11 protein-coding genes and 1 pseudogene are annotated in these 17,273 nt (G+C 57.3%); 5 read left to right on the forward strand and 7 right to left on the reverse strand.

Features of this window, described 5'->3' with window-relative positions; translation table 11 throughout:
* Positions 1-230: 230 nt before the first annotated feature.
* The 3 genes from NLM27_RS24170 to NLM27_RS24180 are packed head-to-tail and all read right to left on the reverse strand — an operon-like array spanning position 231 to position 2,931.
* Positions 231-980, reverse strand: a complete 750-nt coding sequence (locus tag NLM27_RS24170) for an ABC transporter ATP-binding protein (protein ID WP_254145716.1) — start codon at positions 978-980, stop codon at positions 231-233.
* Positions 980-1,753, reverse strand: coding sequence for an ABC transporter permease (locus NLM27_RS24175; protein WP_254145717.1), 774 nt, complete (start codon positions 1,751-1,753; stop codon positions 980-982). Before NLM27_RS24175 ends, NLM27_RS24170 begins: the two co-directional genes overlap by 1 nt.
* Positions 1,753-2,931, reverse strand: coding sequence for a hypothetical protein (locus NLM27_RS24180; RefSeq protein ID WP_254145718.1), 1,179 nt, complete (start codon positions 2,929-2,931; stop codon positions 1,753-1,755). The genes NLM27_RS24175 and NLM27_RS24180 overlap by 1 nt, the downstream gene beginning before the upstream one ends.
* A 377-nt stretch (positions 2,932-3,308) precedes the next feature.
* Between NLM27_RS24180 and NLM27_RS24185 the strand changes: the two genes are divergently transcribed.
* The 3 genes from NLM27_RS24185 (at position 3,309) to NLM27_RS24195 (ending at position 8,287) form a co-directional block, all read left to right on the forward strand.
* Positions 3,309-4,622 carry an O-antigen ligase gene (locus tag NLM27_RS24185; protein ID WP_254145719.1) on the forward strand — a complete coding sequence of 438 codons (1,314 nt, stop codon included), beginning with the start codon at positions 3,309-3,311 and terminating at the stop codon, positions 4,620-4,622.
* A gap of 297 nt (positions 4,623-4,919) precedes the next feature.
* Entirely contained in the window at positions 4,920-6,494 is a 1,575-nt protein-coding gene (locus NLM27_RS24190; protein WP_254145720.1) for a sulfotransferase domain-containing protein, read from the forward strand.
* 20 nt (positions 6,495-6,514) lie between these two features.
* Positions 6,515-8,287, forward strand: coding sequence for a hypothetical protein (locus NLM27_RS24195; RefSeq protein ID WP_254145721.1), 1,773 nt, complete (start codon positions 6,515-6,517; stop codon positions 8,285-8,287).
* A 19-nt stretch (positions 8,288-8,306) separates the two neighbouring features.
* Here the strand turns inward: NLM27_RS24195 and cysN are convergent, their stop codons facing one another.
* On the reverse strand, positions 8,307-10,178 hold the full coding sequence (gene cysN, locus NLM27_RS24200) for a sulfate adenylyltransferase subunit CysN (protein WP_254145722.1): 1,872 nt from the start codon (positions 10,176-10,178) through the stop codon (positions 8,307-8,309).
* Positions 10,178-11,112: pseudogene (cysD, locus tag NLM27_RS24205) on the reverse strand (sulfate adenylyltransferase subunit CysD). The gene cysN and the pseudogene cysD overlap by 1 nt, the downstream one beginning before the upstream one ends.
* Positions 11,113-11,650: 538 nt before the next feature.
* Between cysD and NLM27_RS24210 the strand changes: the two are divergent.
* Together NLM27_RS24210 and NLM27_RS24215 are read left to right on the forward strand one after the other, a co-directional pair.
* Positions 11,651-12,751: a putative sugar O-methyltransferase gene (locus tag NLM27_RS24210; protein ID WP_254145723.1), complete on the forward strand. Its 1,101-nt coding sequence runs from the start codon at positions 11,651-11,653 to the stop codon at positions 12,749-12,751.
* Positions 12,752-12,801: 50 nt separating this feature from the next.
* The gene (locus NLM27_RS24215; RefSeq protein WP_254145724.1) at positions 12,802-13,644 is read left to right on the forward strand and encodes a bifunctional 2-polyprenyl-6-hydroxyphenol methylase/3-demethylubiquinol 3-O-methyltransferase UbiG; all 843 of its coding nucleotides are present in this window, start codon (positions 12,802-12,804) and stop codon (positions 13,642-13,644) included.
* A gap of 675 nt (positions 13,645-14,319) precedes the next feature.
* Here NLM27_RS24215 and NLM27_RS24220 read toward each other — a convergent pair.
* Both NLM27_RS24220 and NLM27_RS24225 read right to left on the reverse strand, forming a co-directional pair.
* Positions 14,320-16,440, reverse strand: coding sequence for an adenylate/guanylate cyclase domain-containing protein (locus tag NLM27_RS24220; protein ID WP_254145725.1), 2,121 nt, complete (start codon positions 16,438-16,440; stop codon positions 14,320-14,322).
* A 22-nt stretch (positions 16,441-16,462) separates the two neighbouring features.
* Complete coding sequence (locus NLM27_RS24225) at positions 16,463-16,852, reverse strand: cyclic nucleotide-binding domain-containing protein (RefSeq protein WP_254145726.1); 390 nt, start codon at positions 16,850-16,852, stop codon at positions 16,463-16,465.
* Between the last annotated feature and the right edge of the window lie 421 nt (positions 16,853-17,273).

Here is a 17,273-nt window from a genome sequence, read left to right on the forward strand (position 1 = left end):
CTTTGTGGGGGGAGTGTGACCACAATGCAAGCTGTTTGCGCCGGAGTTCCGTCTGTGTCCGATGCGCATGCCATCGTGCGGGAACTGAGCCCCGCTGCCGAAGTCTCCCTCGAACTGGCTCATGCCTGTGCAGTCCGAGTCGGTCGCGCTGGGTCTCGATCCAGCGCAGGTTCGTCATGAACGTCGATGCGCCCGCTTACGGAGTGTATCCAGTCTATTCAAGGCGCTCCTCAAGCTTTGTGAAGGGATTCAACAATGGCTAATTGATACGATCGGGCCACGGTCGCGATCGGTCCCTGTTCGACCAGCTTGCCTTCATGTAACCAGATGCCCTCCACGCAAAGTTTTTGCAGACTCTCTAGATCGTGCGAAGCGACGATCAATGTACCTCCGCAGGCCGTATAATTGGCCAAGTAGTCTGCACATTTGGCCTGGAAAGCTGCATCGCCGACGGCGAGAATCTCGTCGATCAACAGGACGTCCCGGTCTGCGTGCGCCAAAACTGCGAAAGCCAATCGGGCCGACATGCCGGCAGAGTAGGCCCGCATTGGCAGGTCGATCGCGGGCCCAAGCTCCGAAAACGCGACGATCGAATCGAATTTGCGTTTGATCTCATTGATCCGAAGGCCGAGAATCGAGCCGTTCAAGAAAATGTTTTCTCGCCCGGTGAGATCGGGATGGCAGCCCGATCCCAGCTCCAGCATCGCACCAATGCGTCCACTGCGCGCGATGGCGCCTCGATCCTCCTTGATCGTTCCGAGAACCAAGCTCAGCAGAGTGCTTTTGCCGGTGCCGTTATGCCCAATGATCCCAAGAGATCGTCCTGCGTCTACCTTGAAGGTGATGTCTTGCAGCGCCCAGCTTCGCGCGAAGCGCCCCTCTTGGGCCGCCACTCGCTTGCCGACCAACCGCTCTTTGATGCCGAGCATCGGCTGATTGTGATAGGTTTTCCAAACCTCATTTACCGTGACAACTGGCATCAGACCAACTCTGGAATCCGCATCGCAAGGCGTTGATAGACCCAGCAAGCAATCAAGGAAAACGCGACGATGGAGCCGGACACGCACGCCACATGGTCCAAAGGAAGGATGCCGCCGGCAAAGACGATCCGCCAGCTGTCAATGAGCCAGTACATCGGATTCAGCTTGAAATAGAACTGATATTCGACCGGCACCATGCTCAACGGATAGACCATCGGCGTCGCAAAGAAGAGAGCTGAGAACGCGATGCCGATCAAATACTGAATGTCCCGGACATAGACGTTGAGTACTGCTCCAATTACGGCCAGCGGAAACACGAAGAGCAGTTGCAAGATCAGCATCAAGGGCATCTGCCAGAGTAGTGTTACAGGGTAAATGCGTTCGCCATTAATCGCCATGAAGAAGAACACGACCGGAATAGCGAACATGAAGTGAAACATTTCCTGCATCACATTGCTGAGAGGCAGAATCAGTTTCGGGAGCTTCACGCGCCGAACTAGCGACAGGTTGTTCGCGAAGCTGCCGGTACCCTGTATTGTCGATTGGCTAAGCCATCCCCAAGGAAACATGCCGGTTAGAATGAAGACGATGTAGTTCTCCATCTCTACGCGCATGATGAATTTGAATGCGAGCCAATAGACCAAGGCAAAAACGAACGGATTGGCGATCGCCCAGAGATAGCCGAGCACGCTACGTTTGTAGCGTACCTTAAGTTCCTTGAGGGTCAGCAGGTACAGCAGCTCAGCCCACTGGAGATAACGCTGGTCTTGCATCAGGTTGCCGGTTCCGCGGGAATCAAGAGTTTGCGCACATGCTGGGCGAGCGTATCGTTACGCGCAGTAACGATCTCGTTGTATCGCTTTAGCTTGGGCTCGATGAAGTTTCTGAGCCGACTGCGATCGTTGAACATCTCGTACAACTCGACGAACGAAGCCGTGCCTTTGAGCTCGAAGCACACATCTTCAATCGGATTCTGGTGAAAATGATGGGTCAGAATCGGCAAATTGTGATCGACCGACAAGGCACGAAACAGTCTCGTGGGGCTGGAATATGGCCAGCTGCGAGTTTGTGGCGGGTGTAGCGAATACGCCCCGCGGTGAGCCGGCTCGTCGGAGGCAAGGAAGGAGAACGGAAGCGCCCTGCAATAATAAAAGACATTCTGCAGCCCCAGCGTAGTCAGCTGCGTATTAATGCGTTCAATCCACTTCTGACGATACTGCGTGACCGAGCCGGTGATTTCCATGAAGAGCTTCTTATCCAGCATCAGCTTGTCGATCACTGTTTCTGGATCCAGCTCCGGATACAATACGCCAAAATGCTCGAGAGGACGCCCATCTTCTCGGGCGACGCCTTCGATGACCTTTTCGTGGCTGGTGATTACAGCATCGGCGTAATGCAGGGAGGCCATCAAGCCGAGGTAGCGCATGTGAAAGTAGATCGTCCGGTGGTTACTGCGCAGAAACTTAACAGGGTGCGAGAAGCGCTTGAAGAATATCCGCAGGATTAGTTTCATGATGGTCGGCAATAACTGCATGGCCAACAGCGGCGAATAGCACAATAGCCGCAGAACACGTCCAGCTTCTATCTTGCCGAAGTCGTCGCGGACGAACCGCAGGTACACGTCGAACAGAACGATTGTCGCTGCATCGAGAGGACCGCCGAAGTTGTTGAAGGATGTCACGCCCCAGTTGCGGACAGTGAACTCCGTCAACACAAAGATCGTTTTGCTGTGCGGGTGTGCTCTCTTGAAATTCGCGATGCGCCGATTCTCGACGTAGTTCGTGAATTCGTCGATGATGAGATTGATCGCCTCGGGATCGAGAGTGGAGGAGACTTTCACATCGATCCCACGTCTCCCCATGATCGCAGTGATCAGTGTAATGTAGTCCTCAATTCCGTCCGATTTGCCGTGGTTGCCGATATAAAGGCTCAGATGTTTTGTGTCTGTCATACCTAACTATCTGCCCTTGGTTGACCGGCGACGCCGAAAGATTGGGTGAACCGGCTGGTGTGTTGATATTCAGGTGTCGAGATGGCTTGCCGCGGTGCTATCCTGACGATAGGGAAAAGGATCAATCCTGGAGGCGGATGCCGACGTTCCAAGAACTTGGCGGTCGGGAGTCTGTGGGGCTAGCTTTCGGTGCATGGAAAATCGGCTATGGAGGCTCGGCCCGGTGCATGGATGGGTGGTCGAGCACGTCTTGTGGCTGTATTTGACGGGCATTTCAAGTAAGTCTACGTACCAATAGCTGGACCACTCTTGCCCGCCAAACGCTGGCTCGGTTTCCCCTCCCAGAGCTCGGCCAATGCGGCTGCGACGTGGTATCGATGGGTTCGATCTTGAGTGGTTCGACTGCACGACAGCGCTTTGAGGCCTTTCGGACATCTCGGTACTGGTTCGCTGCTGCGGATGTACTGGCCGCTTTGCTGTCGGCCACACTACCTTGGTCGACATCGGCCTTCTTGATTCTCTTGATCCCGCTGTTGGCGATCGTTTTGGGCAGCGTGGACGTCGCGCTTTTCAGGCGGTCGTTCCGCCGGCCGGCCTCGTTCTTTCCTCTGGCGTTCCTGGCGTTGGCAGTCGTTGGCATTTGCTGGTCTGAGGCGGGGATGTCCGACGGGGTGCACGGCCTCAGCCCGATGGTCAAGCTGCTTTTGTTTCCATTCCTCTTTTACTATTTTCAGAAATCGGAGCGGGCCCATTGGATCCTGGTCGCGTTCCTGGTGTCCTGCACCGTTCTCCTCCTATATTCTTGGCTGGTCGTGTTTCAGCCGACCCTGGCGCTGAAGACCGGACGATGTTGCGGCGAGGACTATGGCGTCCCGGTTCGAAACTATATCGATCAGAGCCAGGAATTTACCGCTTGCCTGGTGGGATTGATCCTGACGGCGCTGCAATTGGCCGAGCGCAAGGACTGGAAATACGCGATACTTGTATCTGCGCTTGGGGTGGGTTTTGCCGCCAATCTGTTGTTCGTTGTGACCTCGAGAACAGCGCTTGTTTGCATTCCCTTTATGCTTTTGGTGCTTGCCTGGCGCCATGCTGGAAGCAGAGGTGTCTTCGCAATGACCGCTGCTGGGGCTCTCGTGTTCGCGATTTCATGGTTTTCGTCGCCTCATCTGCGTGCTCGCGTTCTCTCCGTCGGCACTCAATTTGAAGAGTATCGTAGTGCCGATGTCCCGTCTTCTGTCGGAAAACGATTGGAGTTCTGGCGAAAATCCATTGGCTTCTTCATCGAGAAGCCTTGGATCGGCCACGGCACGGGATCGGTACGGGATTTGTTCGAGATCGCGGCAGTTGGCCATACGGGGACTTCGGCTGAGATCATTGCCAATCCGCACAATCAGACGCTGAGCGCGGCAGTCCAATGGGGGCTACTGGGCGTGCTGGTCCTCTACGGAATGTGGGCGTCTCATCTGCGGATGTTCCTTGGTTCGGGATACATCTCGGACCTGGGTCTGGTCGTCATCACACAGAACATCATCGGCTCGATCTTCAACTCTCACCTGTCTGACTTCACCGAGGGGTGGATGTACGTATTGGGGGTGGCAGCTTTGGCTGGCATCATCGCTAAGCGTGATAAAGTGGAGCAGCATCGGACCGAAGTGGCCGCAGCCGCCGTACGTAAGCCGCTTAATTGAGCTGCTGTGGCCGTGCTCTCAGCAGTGGTCTGCGACGGCGCTGTCGTGTCGATACATTTCTGTCATTCAGACGCGTGGGACCGACGGCGACGCTCATGCGCGCGCTGCGCAGAGTTCCTTGCAGCTGAAAGGATGTGCATTCCTGGCTGCATAGAGCCGGTGGTGCGGAACAGGATCACGTTGAAGCGATGATCGACAGGCCCGCAGAGTACAATTCACGATTGCTTCTAGGGCATCGTTATGTGTACTTTGTGCGCCCAAGGTGGGCAAATGCCACGCAAATAAGGTTCTTGGAATATGCGCCCTTTGGTCGTGGGAGCGCCGCGAAGCGGCTTCGCTCTTCTGAGCAGCGTCATTTCGCAACTATTGCCGATGGACCCGTTGCGCTACGGCATCAAGCAGCGCCTGATTAACTCAGCGGTCCGGCAAACTCAGCACTATATCTCTACGGCCATTGAGGCCGCGTTCACAGCGGCCGGGGTTCGAGACCGGCTGATCTACAACGGAAACTTCAAGACTGTTGCCGGCGGACCGAAATGGTTGAAGGCGGATGAACCTTCCCGTGCGTGCTTCCGCAAATATCTCGGCGTCAAAGGTATGGGCGACTTTATTTTGGTGATTGCCCATCCGGCCGAAGTGTTGGAGACCGATTCTATCGTTCATTCTCACAGTCACCCGCGCCTGTGGACTGAACTGGCGCAATACCAGGACTTTCTCAAGTTCGCGTCCGTGCGCAATCCCATCGGCATTGTCAACTCGTCGCTGTTCTCTCTCAATGCGTTGGCCAGCGAGTATATTCAGCGTTACGTCGATCCGCGCGATGACAACGATGAAATGCGGCAGAGACTTGCACTCTTCAAGTTTACAAATCTCGACTTTTTCACGGGAATCGTTCGTCACTACAAGGGTTACTTTGACGAGTTCCTGCCGGTCGCAGATCGTTTTCATGTGACGCGATGGGAAGATCTGATCGATCGCTCGGCAGAAACCATCCGGCGCGTTGCGCTGCAAGCCGGTCTGGTCATCGAGGCCGATCACGCCAACCAGGTCTGGGAACGCCTGGATCATGTCAATCTCACCGGTGCGCATGAGCACAATTACCGCCGTGGCAAAGGCTTGGTGGGCGATTGGAAGAATTGGATGACCAATGCGCATCTCGAGATCATCCGGGAGCATGGCCTCGAGCACACCATGGAAGTATTCGGCTATGGCCGCATCGAGCCTCTCAAGGAGGCGCGGTACACGCCTTTTCAACAGCGTGTTGCGGAGCTGGTCTCCCGTGGAAAGGTGTTTGAGGATCACGCCGATCTCGATCTGTTCGGCTTTGCATTCAATAAGTCGAACATTGATGCCAGCGCATTTGCCTTTCGACGGTACGGATGGCGCGTGCATTCAAGCATCGAACGTTCGGGCTTTTCGGACGAGGCGATCGTCATGGCGGTCTGGGAAGCCGCCGAGAAGGCGGCTGGCGAGCTGAATGCGGTGCTGGAGCAGTTGTTGGCTGGTGATTATTCAACGGAGACTCGTGCCGTTGCCAGCGTCGAGGCTGCCGTAGCCCTTTCCGCAGCCATGGCGGAGAGGATGCCGCGGGTCACGGCTGCGATGGCGGATGAGCTGCGGGCAACCGTTCGACAGGCTTTCGCTGACGGTTCGGCTGATGTGCTCGAGGTCGACCGCAGCGTGCCGCCATTGCTCATCCGCAGTTGGAACGAATACAATCTCGTTTCGCATCGCGGCGAGTTTAGCGCCATTCCACGCGCGGCAGGCCCTGTCGATCTCACGGAGCGGGATCCGCACAGCATTCCCGGTGCGATCGTCCGGGATTCCTACGAATCCTTGCGTATCGCCTTGAGCGATGGCGTTGCAAACTGACTATGGAATGATCCGACACGATGCATGAAAACGACCGCGCGCCACGGAGGGGGCGCTCCCTCCAATTTGTTCCCGAGCCGGACCGTGCGAGCTCTTGGATAGGTGTCGTCCGCGGTCTATTGGAGAGAGGCTATCGAACTGTCTCCGCGCACCTTCTTGACGATGCGGCCGCTGAGATTGCCTCAGCTCTTTCTGTGGAATTCGGCGAAGCTTTCCGAGTATCGGAACGGAACGGCCAAACGCCGACTTTGGCCGAGCCCGAAGCGTTCGATCCCTTCGACGCAATTCTTCTCATTGGTGGTGATGCAGAGAAGGTAAGCGCCGCGCTGCTCGGCTACGTGGACAGCCGCGCGCCAACTCTGGTTGCTCCGGTCACGGACCGTTATTATTCGAACCTGCCGCTCTACCTGATATCGATACCCAAGGCCGGCACACATCTTCTCTTTCGATTGGCAGAAGCGCTTGGCTATGCCGCTGGCGGCGTTGCCCCGGACCAGCCGAAGGGCGGTCACTGGTACTATCTGCTTCACAGCAATGCGCATACCATGACGCGGGAGTTCTTCCGGGACGAGCTGCAGCGCGCGCCGTTCGGCAATCGGGCTCATCCCTTCATGCGGTCGCCCGCGCTTTTCAACTACCGCAATCCGTTCGACGTATTGGTCTCCGAAGCGAACTATTGGCACATCGACGGCAACAGTCCTTTGTCGGTGTTGCTGGGACATCTTTCCTTCGAGGAACGTATTGCCCGACTGATGGAGGATCGATGGCTGCTTGGCTCGGTTCGTGATCGGGTCGGCGAGTTTGCGGCCTGGCTGGACTGCGGCAACGTAGTCCCGATTTCGTTTGAAGAGATCGTTGGCGATGCTGGCGGTGGTTCGGACGAGGCATTCGAGGCATTGGTGTGGTCGCTGCAGCTCAAATTGCACGTGCCTGGGGTCACCCGGGACATGTGCTCCGCTGCGTCCGGTCGTTCGAGTCCCACGTTCAGGGAGGGCCGCATCAACGGATGGCGACAAGCCTTGTCGGCCAACGTCGTTCGTCAGCTTGAGGCACTCCCTCAAGACTTCATGGAGAAGTTCGGTTACGACGGCTCGTCAGTCCTGCCGCGTCACGTTGCGGCGTTTCGTCATCGACCACTGCGATTGATGTCGACCACGCACTTCTCCGTTCCGTTCTTGGTCGAAACGGATTTCCTCGACCACAATATTGTCTCGTTCAAGCAACGTTACTATGGAATTCCGTTCTCGGCTGGCAGCGCCGATCTCCGTCAGCTCTCCGAGGAGGGGCTCTCGCGATTTGCCAACTCCCAAAGCTTGGCGTCGGTACGCGCTGAAATTGTCGCGAGGGTGGTCGAACGACAAGTCGTGCCGATGGTCGGAAAACTCGTCAAATCCGAGTTGGAGAAGCTTCGCTCGTCCCAAGACCAAACCGCCTCCGTGGTCGCACCTTCTGCGCGTTCGATGGAAGCCGAAGAGGCCGGGAAAGCGGGATCGATGTTCGAATCCGGTGCGCTTGACCAACGCGGAGTTGGAGTTGAGGCATCAGCTCCGTTGAAGTCCGGTGGTGACGACAGAGTAGGCGAGGTCCGACCGCTCGGAAGCTTTTTAAGGTACAACCTTTTCCAGCGTCGCGACTGCATCATCGCTGTGCCGATGAGGATCGGTCCTGTCGATCCGAATCTCTACGATTTGAGATTTACCCCCGACGTGATCTCTGAACGCAGCTTGATCTCAGTCTACGTCGGAGTTTTGCGCGACAGCCTTCATTGGGCCTACAGGCGAGCAAGACAGTAATGTGGTGCTCGTGCGTCTATCATATCAGTCCAAACTGGGTCAGCTTTTCGATGAGATGATGGGCCAGTGGTTCGGGCTGCTGGCCGACCGTGCGCAAATGAATTTCGGGACTTTCGGGGGCTTCGTATGGCGCATCGAAGCCGGTGAAATTCTTGATCTCGCCGGCTTTCGCTTTTGCGTATAGCCCCTTGGGATCGCGCCTGGCGCATTCTTCGATCGGCGTGTCGACGAAGACCTCGATGAATTCACCGTCCGGGACCAGTCGCCGTACCGTTTCACGCTCCGCCCGGTATGGCGAAATGAAAGAGCACAAGACGATCAGTCCCGCATCCACGAGCAGCTTTGCCACCTCGCCGGCGCGCCGGATGTTTTCGACCCGGTCTGCCTCGGTGAAGCCGAGGTCACGGTTGAGCCCGTGCCTTACGTTGTCACCATCGAGCATCATTGTATGATGACCGGCAGCGTGAAGAAGTCGCTCTACGAAGTTGGCGATGGTCGATTTACCCGCCCCTGACAGGCCGGTGAACCAGACGATTGCCGGCTTTTGCTGCTTGTGCGCGGCGCGCTCGGCCTTTCCGATCAGGGTCGCCTGCCAGGGGATGTTGGTACCACGCCGCAAGCCGAAGGCGATCATGCCGGCGCCGACAGTATCATTGGTCAGCCGGTCGATCATGATGAACGAGCCTGTCTTGCGGTTCTTTTCGTAGGGATCGAACGCAACCGGGGTGCCGGTCGACAGGTTGCAGAAGCCGATGTCGTTGAGACCCAGTGTAGGGGCCGCTAGATGCTCGCGCGTATTGACGTCGATCTTGTATTTGATCCCGGTGACGGAGATCGGAGTGGTCTTGGTCCCGATGCGGGCCAAATACGAACGGCCCGGCATGAGCGGTTGATCGCTCATCCAGATGATATGGGCAGCAAATTGATCTGAGACTTCGGGACGCGACGCCGGGCTGACCAGGAGATCGCCGCGCGCGATGTCGATCTCATGCGCCAGTACCAGCGTGATGGCGTCGCCCGCTCCGGCGGATCGTTGCGGGCCTTCATAGGTGATGATCTCCTTCACGGTTGACGTCTGGCCGGAGCCGGCCGCGATGATGGGATCGCCGGGATTGATCGTACCGGAAGCGACCGTTCCGGCAAAACCCCTGAAATCGGGTCCCGGACGATTGACCCACTGCACCGGAAACCGGAACGGCTTGTCGGCAGCTCCGTGCGCGATGTCGACGGTCTCTAGGTATTCCAGCAGGGTCGGGCCATCATACCAGGGTGTCCTGCTCGAGGGGCTCGTGACGTTGTCCCCGTCGCGGGCCGAGATCGGAATCGCTTCGATGGACGAGAAGCCCAGCTTGGATGCAAAAACGCGATAGTCCGAGACAAGCCGCTCAAAAACGCTTGCCTGATACGAGACCAGGTCGATCTTGTTTACGGCGAGAACGATGTGGCGCAGACCGAGGAGCGAGCAAATCAGCGAGTGCCGACGTGTTTGGACCAGAACGCCTTTCCGGGCATCGATGAGCAGGATGGCAAGGTCGGAGTTTGATGCTCCGGTTGCCATGTTCCTCGTATACTGCTCGTGCCCAGGCGTGTCGGCGACGATGAAGGATCGCTTCGACGTTCCGAAAAAGCGATATGCAACATCGATCGTGATTCCCTGTTCGCGTTCGGCTTCGAGGCCGTCGACGAGAAGGGCCAGATCGATGCGATCGCCCGTCGTGCCATAGCGTGCCGAATCCCTAGCGAGCGCAGACAACTGATCTTGGAAGATCTGCTTCGAATCGTGAAGGAGTCGCCCGATCAGCGTGGACTTGCCGTCATCTACTGATCCACAAGTCAGGAACCTGAGAAGGTCCCTATTCGCGCGCTCCCCGGCACCGTCGACGCCGTCCATCAAAAGTAGCCTTCTCGCTTCTTCTTTTCCATCGAGGCGGTCTCATCACTGTCGATGAGGCGGCCCTGACGTTCCGACAGACGCGTCGACCGCAGGATAGAATTTCTTCGGGGGTGATGGCGTCGGATTCAATTGCTCCCGTTAGCGGGTAGCAACCGAGTGTTCGAAATCGAACACATCGCATTTCCGGCAGTTCGCCAGACGCGAGAGGCAGGCGATGATCGTCTACCATGATCCAAGCATCGTCGCGGCGGACCACAGGGCGTTCTTTGGCGAAATAGAGCGGCACGACCCGGATTTCTTCCAGCATGATGTAGTGCCAGATATCCAATTCGGTCCAGTTCGAAAGTGGGAATACGCGGATGGTCTCGCCCGGCCGAATCCGTGTGTTGAACAGGTTCCACAATTCGGGGCGCTGATTGCGCGGATCCCATACATGTCCTTTTGCGCGGAAGGAGAAAATACGTTCCTTGGCCCTACTCTTCTCCTCGTCCCTCCGGGCACCGCCAAATGCCGCGTCGAAGCCATGGAGGTCCAGTGCTTGCTTGAGCGCTTCCGTCTTCATGATCTGGGTATGTGCAGAGGATCCAGAGGTTATGGGACTAATGCCATGCGCCAATCCGTCTCGGTTGACATGGACGATTAGATCAATCCCGAGCCGACGTGCGGTTTCGTCCCGGAACGCGATCATCTCGCGAAACTTCCATGTCGTGTCGATGTGAAGAAGAGGAAATGGAGGTCTTGCCGGATAGAATGCCTTGATCGCAAGATGCAGCATCACGCTTGAATCTTTGCCGATCGAATACAGCATCGCGGGTGCCCTGAACTCTGCAATCACCTCGCGCATGATCTCGATGGATTCTGCCTCCAAGCTCCTGAGGTGCTTTGGCAGACCGCGTTGTCGGGACTTCCTCTGAGGTGCCGAAGTTTCCATCACTTATTATCTTACCTATCTTATCGTCTGCTGCTCTTTTTACGCTCGGATCGTCGCCTCGATGCCGGAATAGCGACAGTTCATGGATTTAGTGCCTGAAGTGTTGCCGGAAGACCCATATTGGTGCTTGAAGTCGCGGGGGAGTGAGGAAGGCGGCATGGCGGCCAGCCATGTTCATCTGATGGTCCTTCATTGGAAGCAGCTCTACCACACGGCTATGTTGGCGCAAAATGCGCTCGGTGGGCCTTCCTTTTGGGAGGGGCGCAGTTTCAATGCAGCAAGACGTTGATGATGTTTGTCCCGGCAGTCGGGCGCTGCGCTGAAGATCCGGCAGTGTGGTATGCTGTCCGAAACAGCCGGCATCGGCGGCTTAACCCAGCGCTTTGAGCGCAAGCTGGATTACCTTCGCGACGGGCACGCTTGCACTGACGCGCAACGCACCAGCCCTACGAGGGGGACGCGATGGCCAGGGTCGGTTCTCCGGTTGCTCGATTAGGGGTTGTGGGCTATTTTCCGGCCCTTTCGATGAGGAGCGGGCATGGGCGTTTTTGAGATGGTTGGTCGTCTAACTCGGGCGCGGCCGAAGGACCTGCGGATTGCCTCGCACCTACAAAATCAGAAGCTATCCGAGGCAAGCATTCTCCGGGCGCAGCGCCTCGGCGCCGCCATCACAAATTCCGTTCGAAGGCGGCGCGAACTCATTGCAAGCTCCGCTGAGATCAACGAGGGATTCGCAATGCCTGCCGCGAATTGGGATGCCGAAGCGGCAAATGATTACCTCAGATGTTACACGTTGCTAGCAACGCTCACGCCACAAGAGATCCGGTTGCTGCGTTTCCGGGCGCAGAATTTCACCGGGAACAACCTCGGCAGAATGGGACCCGGTGTAGGCACCAGCGGAACCAACCCAGTCGCCGATGACTTAGCGACGAAATGGAGCAAGGAGCAGCGGGACCAAGTTGTGTCGCATTGGCAAGCATTGACAAAAGATCTTCCATCTCAATTCGTGCTGAACGCTCCAAACATTCTGGGCGAATGCGGCTGGTGGTGGAGAAACCAAATTTTGAACGTCGATATCGTTGACTATCAAGAGCGTATGAGCCTGATCGCCCTTTCCGGTGTGCTGGAGCGCTTCCATGGTCGCTCGCTGCGCATTCTTGAAATCGGCGGCGGCTATGGCGCGCTCTGCCTCGGCGTTCTGAATGCACTCAAGCCCACCCAATACGTGATCTGCGATCTTCCAGAGTCTCTCCTGTTCTCCGGTCTTTACCTGACGGTGGCCTTGGACCGTGATGTTCGACTCGCGGGAACGGAGATAAGCATCGACCAAAGTTCGATCGGAGAGGTATGTCTTCTTCCCAACTACCTGGCTCAAACCCATCTTCGCGGCCAGCAATTTGACCTGGTGATCAACACGCTCTCGATGAGCGAGATGAGTCCCCATCAAGTCAAAATCTACGCAGAACTCATATCGAATGCGATCGGGTCGCATGGCGTATTCTTTGAACAGAACCACAACAACAAGCCGTCGGGGCTGATCGATTGCAAAGACTACCTGCCGCCCTTCTTCCGAAAGCAGGAAACGGTCGAAGCCAGCATCCCGATCATCAGGGGCCTCGCTTCGGCGTGGTCTAATTGAAGCCGAGACATCGACCGATTGATGCAGATTAAAAGGAATTAGAAACGACCATGGATCTGCGGAAATTTCTGCGAGGGGATATCGATACGGCGTCGAGAGTCCTTGATTACCAGCCGTTCATACTGTCTGACGACATCGAAACTGGAGCGGCCTATTCGTGGCTGCGAGGCAGCGACCCACGGACAGAGCCCGCGCTCGTTCTAAGGCGGAAGGAGATGGATCCCGCGGACTGGCGGATTGCGGTCGACACCAATGCAAGACTTCGGGCGATGTACGAGGACATTCTGGACGAAATCGCGGTGCGCTTCCCGGGCCAGACACTTCTCGACGTCGCCTGCAACAATGGCTACTTCCCAGTCGGAGCGGAAATCCGCGGGATGAGAGCAACTGGCATAGATCTCGGCAATTATGGGCCGGCCGTACAACTCCTCAATGATGCACTCGGCACCCAGGCCCGATTTATCCACGCTTCGTACAATTCGCGCACACACGAATTGCCAGATATTGGGCAGTTCGACGTCACGGTAATGTCGGCGATCATGTGCCATCTACCCGATCCGCTTTATTTTCTCGCCGCTGTTGGGAAGGCAACTAAGCGCGCCTTGATATTCTGGGGCCAACTCGTTGAAACCGAACGATTGCTGATCTCTTACCAACCACCTCACCCAAACCTATCGAGCCTGCCTGACTTCCCGCACTCGTTCAACGACAACACCCGGATCAGCGCCGGAATGTTCAAAGAAGCGACTCGGCAGATGGGCTTTCGCGACGTTATTGAAATCAAGCCGAAGCCCACGTGGCTTACGCAGCTCGTGGTACCGCGTGGAATCCCTCTCGAAAGCGAGTTGGGAACTGAAGGCTCTCGCCACGTCGCACTTATTGCTGTTAGATGAGTCAACATAGATCAGGGGACCGGCTTGATCATTGGGAGCATGAGCATCGACTCCACGTCCAGCTTTCCCTCCCCTGCACGAGTTGCTCCTTTCATCAGTTCGATAGAACTCAGCTTGCCCAAATTGAAAAGCGCATGAGGCCACCCACCCGTTCTGAATACAGAAATCATACATGCCGTGAGGGAACAGCGCTCGGATGGTCTGGTCGGCGGCGATATATTTATCTCGACCGGACGAGCCGCAGCTAGCTTGTTGTTCAGGTACTCCCGGGGGTCGCGGCTGGGTTGTGAGGGTACCACGCTCGAGACGAGAGAGACCGCCGTTTTGGACCAATCGATAACCAACACTACAACGCTATTGATCAAGAACGAACGCTACCAATCCTCAGCGAATTCACCAATCTTTTCAGCATTCTCCGGCTCCCCGTCCCGCTCATAACGGTCTGGTTGCAGGTTCGAGTCCTGCCGGGCCTACCAACGGACTACCCGTGTGTGCGGACACTTTGAGCCCGACTCGATTTCGTTTTTGAAGGCGACTCGATCTCACAATCCATCCGATACGTCTCGGAATTTTCGCCTCGATTTTTGCGCCGGTTCAAGGGACGGCCGCCATGGTCATTCGCGTTGCCAGAGGCGCCCTCCGGCCTGGCCTAGATGCTCGCTAGGTCGACCGAGATCACTTTTTGCTAAAGTGGATGATCCCGTCCCATTCAGCCGGAGGCGGTTCCAGCAGAAAGCCGACAACACGGTCGAGGTAGATTCCGACCAGGACATCGTCCGGACGCTCTCGTGCGAAGGCTTCGAAGGCGTCGAAGGCGCGCATCCAGTTGCGGCTGGCGTATGCTTCGTAGGCGCCGTTCCAATCACGAACGAGCTGCGTCATCGCGGGAGTGACGCGAAACTCCTCCTCTCCATCGAGGGCACCGAGGAGCTCGAAGAGGTCGAAAGATTTTCCGGTACCCTTTGGCTGGATCCTGTCGACGCGACGAAACAAGAACGCGTCCGAACAGGCCTCGGCGACTTGCCCGCTCGCAAGAATTTCCGTGCCATAGTATTTGTTCAGCCCTTCGATCCGGGAGGCTTGGTTTACGGTATCGCCGATGGCGGTATAATCGATCCGATCGGACGACCCGACGTTTCCGACCACGGCTTCGCCGACGTGAAGTCCGAACCGCGTTCTCCATGGCGCAAGCCCAATGGTGCGCCAACGTTCGTTCAGACGGAGAGCGGCCGCCCGGCATTTCAGCGTGGCGTGACAGGCCACATGCTCATGCCGCTCGACCGGCACCGGCGCGTTCCAGAATGAGAAGATCGCGTCGCCGATGAACTTGTCGACCGTGCCCTGTTCCCGGAGGACCACCGAGGCGAGCTCCTCGAAATACTCGGATAGATGCTTCATGAGATCCGCAGCCGAAACAGAGCCGGCCATCGCGGTGAAATCCTGGACGTCCGTGAACAGGATGCTGACGCAGCGCGCCTCGCCGCCAACCGCGACGACCTTCTCCGTCTCGAGAATGTCCCTCACAAGCGTCTTCGGCACGAACTTCGATACCTCTCGGATCGCTCCCTTCATCCCCGACATCGACCTGATCAGCGCGTTGATCTCCCGAACCCGCGAATCGAAGCCGACCGGAGCGTCGAGCTTGAACGATCGGATCAGGTCGGCCTCGCCGGCGAGCCTCATGACAGGCTTCGAAATCGAGTGTGCGAAATAGGCAATCGCCGGCAATGACAGCGCGAAGATGAGAAGAGCCGCTGGGATACTCCGCGCGGCAGCATCGACGAACGTGCCCATGAAATCCGAAAGCGGCGCCGCGTACAGCACGAAGAACACGCCACCGTCCCTGGCGATCTGGCGGACGACAGTAGAGAAGTAGTCGGCGCCAGCCGCGTGGAATCGCGTCAGGGGAAAAGGACCGTCCCGCTCGAATATACGTATCGCCTCCCGCATGACGGGATCGGAAACGTCGCCCACGGTCGCGACGACGACCGTGTCGCCTCCAGAAGACTTGAACATCTGACCGGGATCCGAATGAGCAAGGATCCGCCGCTGGTCGTCGAACGCCAGGAAGCGATGCGCATCGTTCAATCGAACCGAGCGGACATAAGCCATCAAGCGATCGATCGTGATGTCGACGCCAACCGCTCCGCCGTCGAAAGCTCTGGCGAGAGTGAAGCCGGGCATCGAGGTGGTGGCGAAGATGTAAGGTGCATTGCGGACGGTCCTGTCCGGACTCGCTTTGGCATCTCGATACCAGGGGCGCCGCCGCGGATCGTACTCCGTCTGCCTGTCCAGCGTGCCGATCTGCCGGCGTCCGGCATCCAGAAAGAGCCACGTCTCGCTTCGCTTGTGGATTTGCTGAATCGCGAACCGCGTGTTCCGAGGCCCTCCCAATGCGGCGATGAAAGGAGCTTCGGCCTCGGAAATCGACAATATCTGGAAGTAGCCGCCGTCTTCGTATCCGACATAGGCCGCCGATATCTGCGGATTCAGCGAGAGAGTGGTCAGAATCAGCGCTTCGATCGACATCTTCAGGCCGTCGATCCGTTTTACGGAGGGGTCGTCGCTGAGCTGCGCCGCCATCAAGAAAGCGGGAGCAAAGAATCCGAGCCGCCGCTCGTTGATCCGTTCGATCGTGGCCTTGAAGGTCTCGCCGGCCACCTTCACCGCGGTCCTGCGGGTCTCGATGAAATTGGTGATCGTCAGCGCGGTTCCGAGCAGAAAGGCCGCGAGCACGAACAGCATCAACACCGTGACGAATAGCGGGATCCGCGGAGCTCCGCCTGCACGACGCATGGCTACAAGTTCCACATTCGGCTCACGTGGACAGGTCGTTGATGCGCTTCGACAGATAGTCGACCCAATACCGGAGAAAAGGATCGGCCTCTTCCAGTTTCTGCCTGAGCCTGGTCTCGCTCACGGCCAGGAGCTCACATCCGTTTTTCGTGTAGGCCGTCGCCGCGCGTTGCGCCCCGGCCATGAGAGCGTGAATGCCGAACATCTCGGGCGGCTTCAGCTCCGTCACGGCACGCTGCTGGGCGGTCCCGAACCTGAGGAAAATGGTAACGTCGCCCCGAAGGAGGACATAGGCGAGCGTTCCGGCTTCGCCCTCGGCAAAGATGGTCGAGTTCGGCGGATAGGCTCTTCGACCCAGGCCCTCCCGGATGGAGACGATCGGAGCATCCGTCGCTCTGGGTTCGATGATCATGGCGCTCGCCTGCTTCTATTTCCCTGCGTTTTCGGTCGGGAATATCTGCTTCCAGTCCTCCTTCATGACGACGACGGTCCAGCCCTGCAGGCGGCCGAGCAGTTATGCAGTTCGTGCCAGTTTGCCCCCGAACTTCGTCTCCGAGGCGAGGACGCGCTTTAGCTTAACCTCGGAGTTGTCCTTTGATGTAGATCAATACTCTTCCTCCGAAGCTCCGGCGCCCCGGTCGCTGAATCGCTATGTAATCTCAACGCTTGAAGGCAATGCCTCCAAGCTCGGCTATCTTACAAACCGAGACGCAATCGGAGGAAACGACAGGAAACGCAGGCGAGCGCGAAAGAAGAATCAACCGCAGTCATCCCGCCACTTATCGCGGGATGGAAGCGTTGTCGTGAGAGGCCCAGTACTGGCTCCGGGACTG

Origin of the sequence: Bradyrhizobium sp. CCGB12, from assembly GCF_024199845.1 — a bacterium.
Taxonomy (GTDB): Bacteria; Pseudomonadota; Alphaproteobacteria; order Rhizobiales; family Xanthobacteraceae; genus Bradyrhizobium.

Excerpts from the sequence above, each read along its gene's own strand:
- NLM27_RS24170 (WP_254145716.1), bottom strand. The coding sequence starts at position 980 with ATGCCAGTTGTCACGGTAAATGAGGTTTGGAAAACCTATCACAATCAG.
- NLM27_RS24175 (WP_254145717.1), bottom strand. The coding sequence starts at position 1,753 with ATGCAAGACCAGCGTTATCTCCAGTGGGCTGAGCTGCTGTACCTGCTG.
- NLM27_RS24180 (WP_254145718.1), bottom strand. The coding sequence starts at position 2,931 with ATGACAGACACAAAACATCTGAGCCTTTATATCGGCAACCACGGCAAA.
- NLM27_RS24185 (WP_254145719.1), top strand. The coding sequence starts at position 3,309 with ATGGGTTCGATCTTGAGTGGTTCGACTGCACGACAGCGCTTTGAGGCC.
- NLM27_RS24190 (WP_254145720.1), top strand. The coding sequence starts at position 4,920 with ATGCGCCCTTTGGTCGTGGGAGCGCCGCGAAGCGGCTTCGCTCTTCTG.
- NLM27_RS24195 (WP_254145721.1), top strand. The coding sequence starts at position 6,515 with ATGCATGAAAACGACCGCGCGCCACGGAGGGGGCGCTCCCTCCAATTT.
- cysN (WP_254145722.1), bottom strand. The coding sequence starts at position 10,178 with ATGGACGGCGTCGACGGTGCCGGGGAGCGCGCGAATAGGGACCTTCTC.
- NLM27_RS24210 (WP_254145723.1), top strand. The coding sequence starts at position 11,651 with ATGGGCGTTTTTGAGATGGTTGGTCGTCTAACTCGGGCGCGGCCGAAG.
- NLM27_RS24215 (WP_254145724.1), top strand. The coding sequence starts at position 12,802 with ATGGATCTGCGGAAATTTCTGCGAGGGGATATCGATACGGCGTCGAGA.
- NLM27_RS24220 (WP_254145725.1), bottom strand. The coding sequence starts at position 16,440 with ATGCGTCGTGCAGGCGGAGCTCCGCGGATCCCGCTATTCGTCACGGTG.
- NLM27_RS24225 (WP_254145726.1), bottom strand. The coding sequence starts at position 16,852 with ATGATCATCGAACCCAGAGCGACGGATGCTCCGATCGTCTCCATCCGG.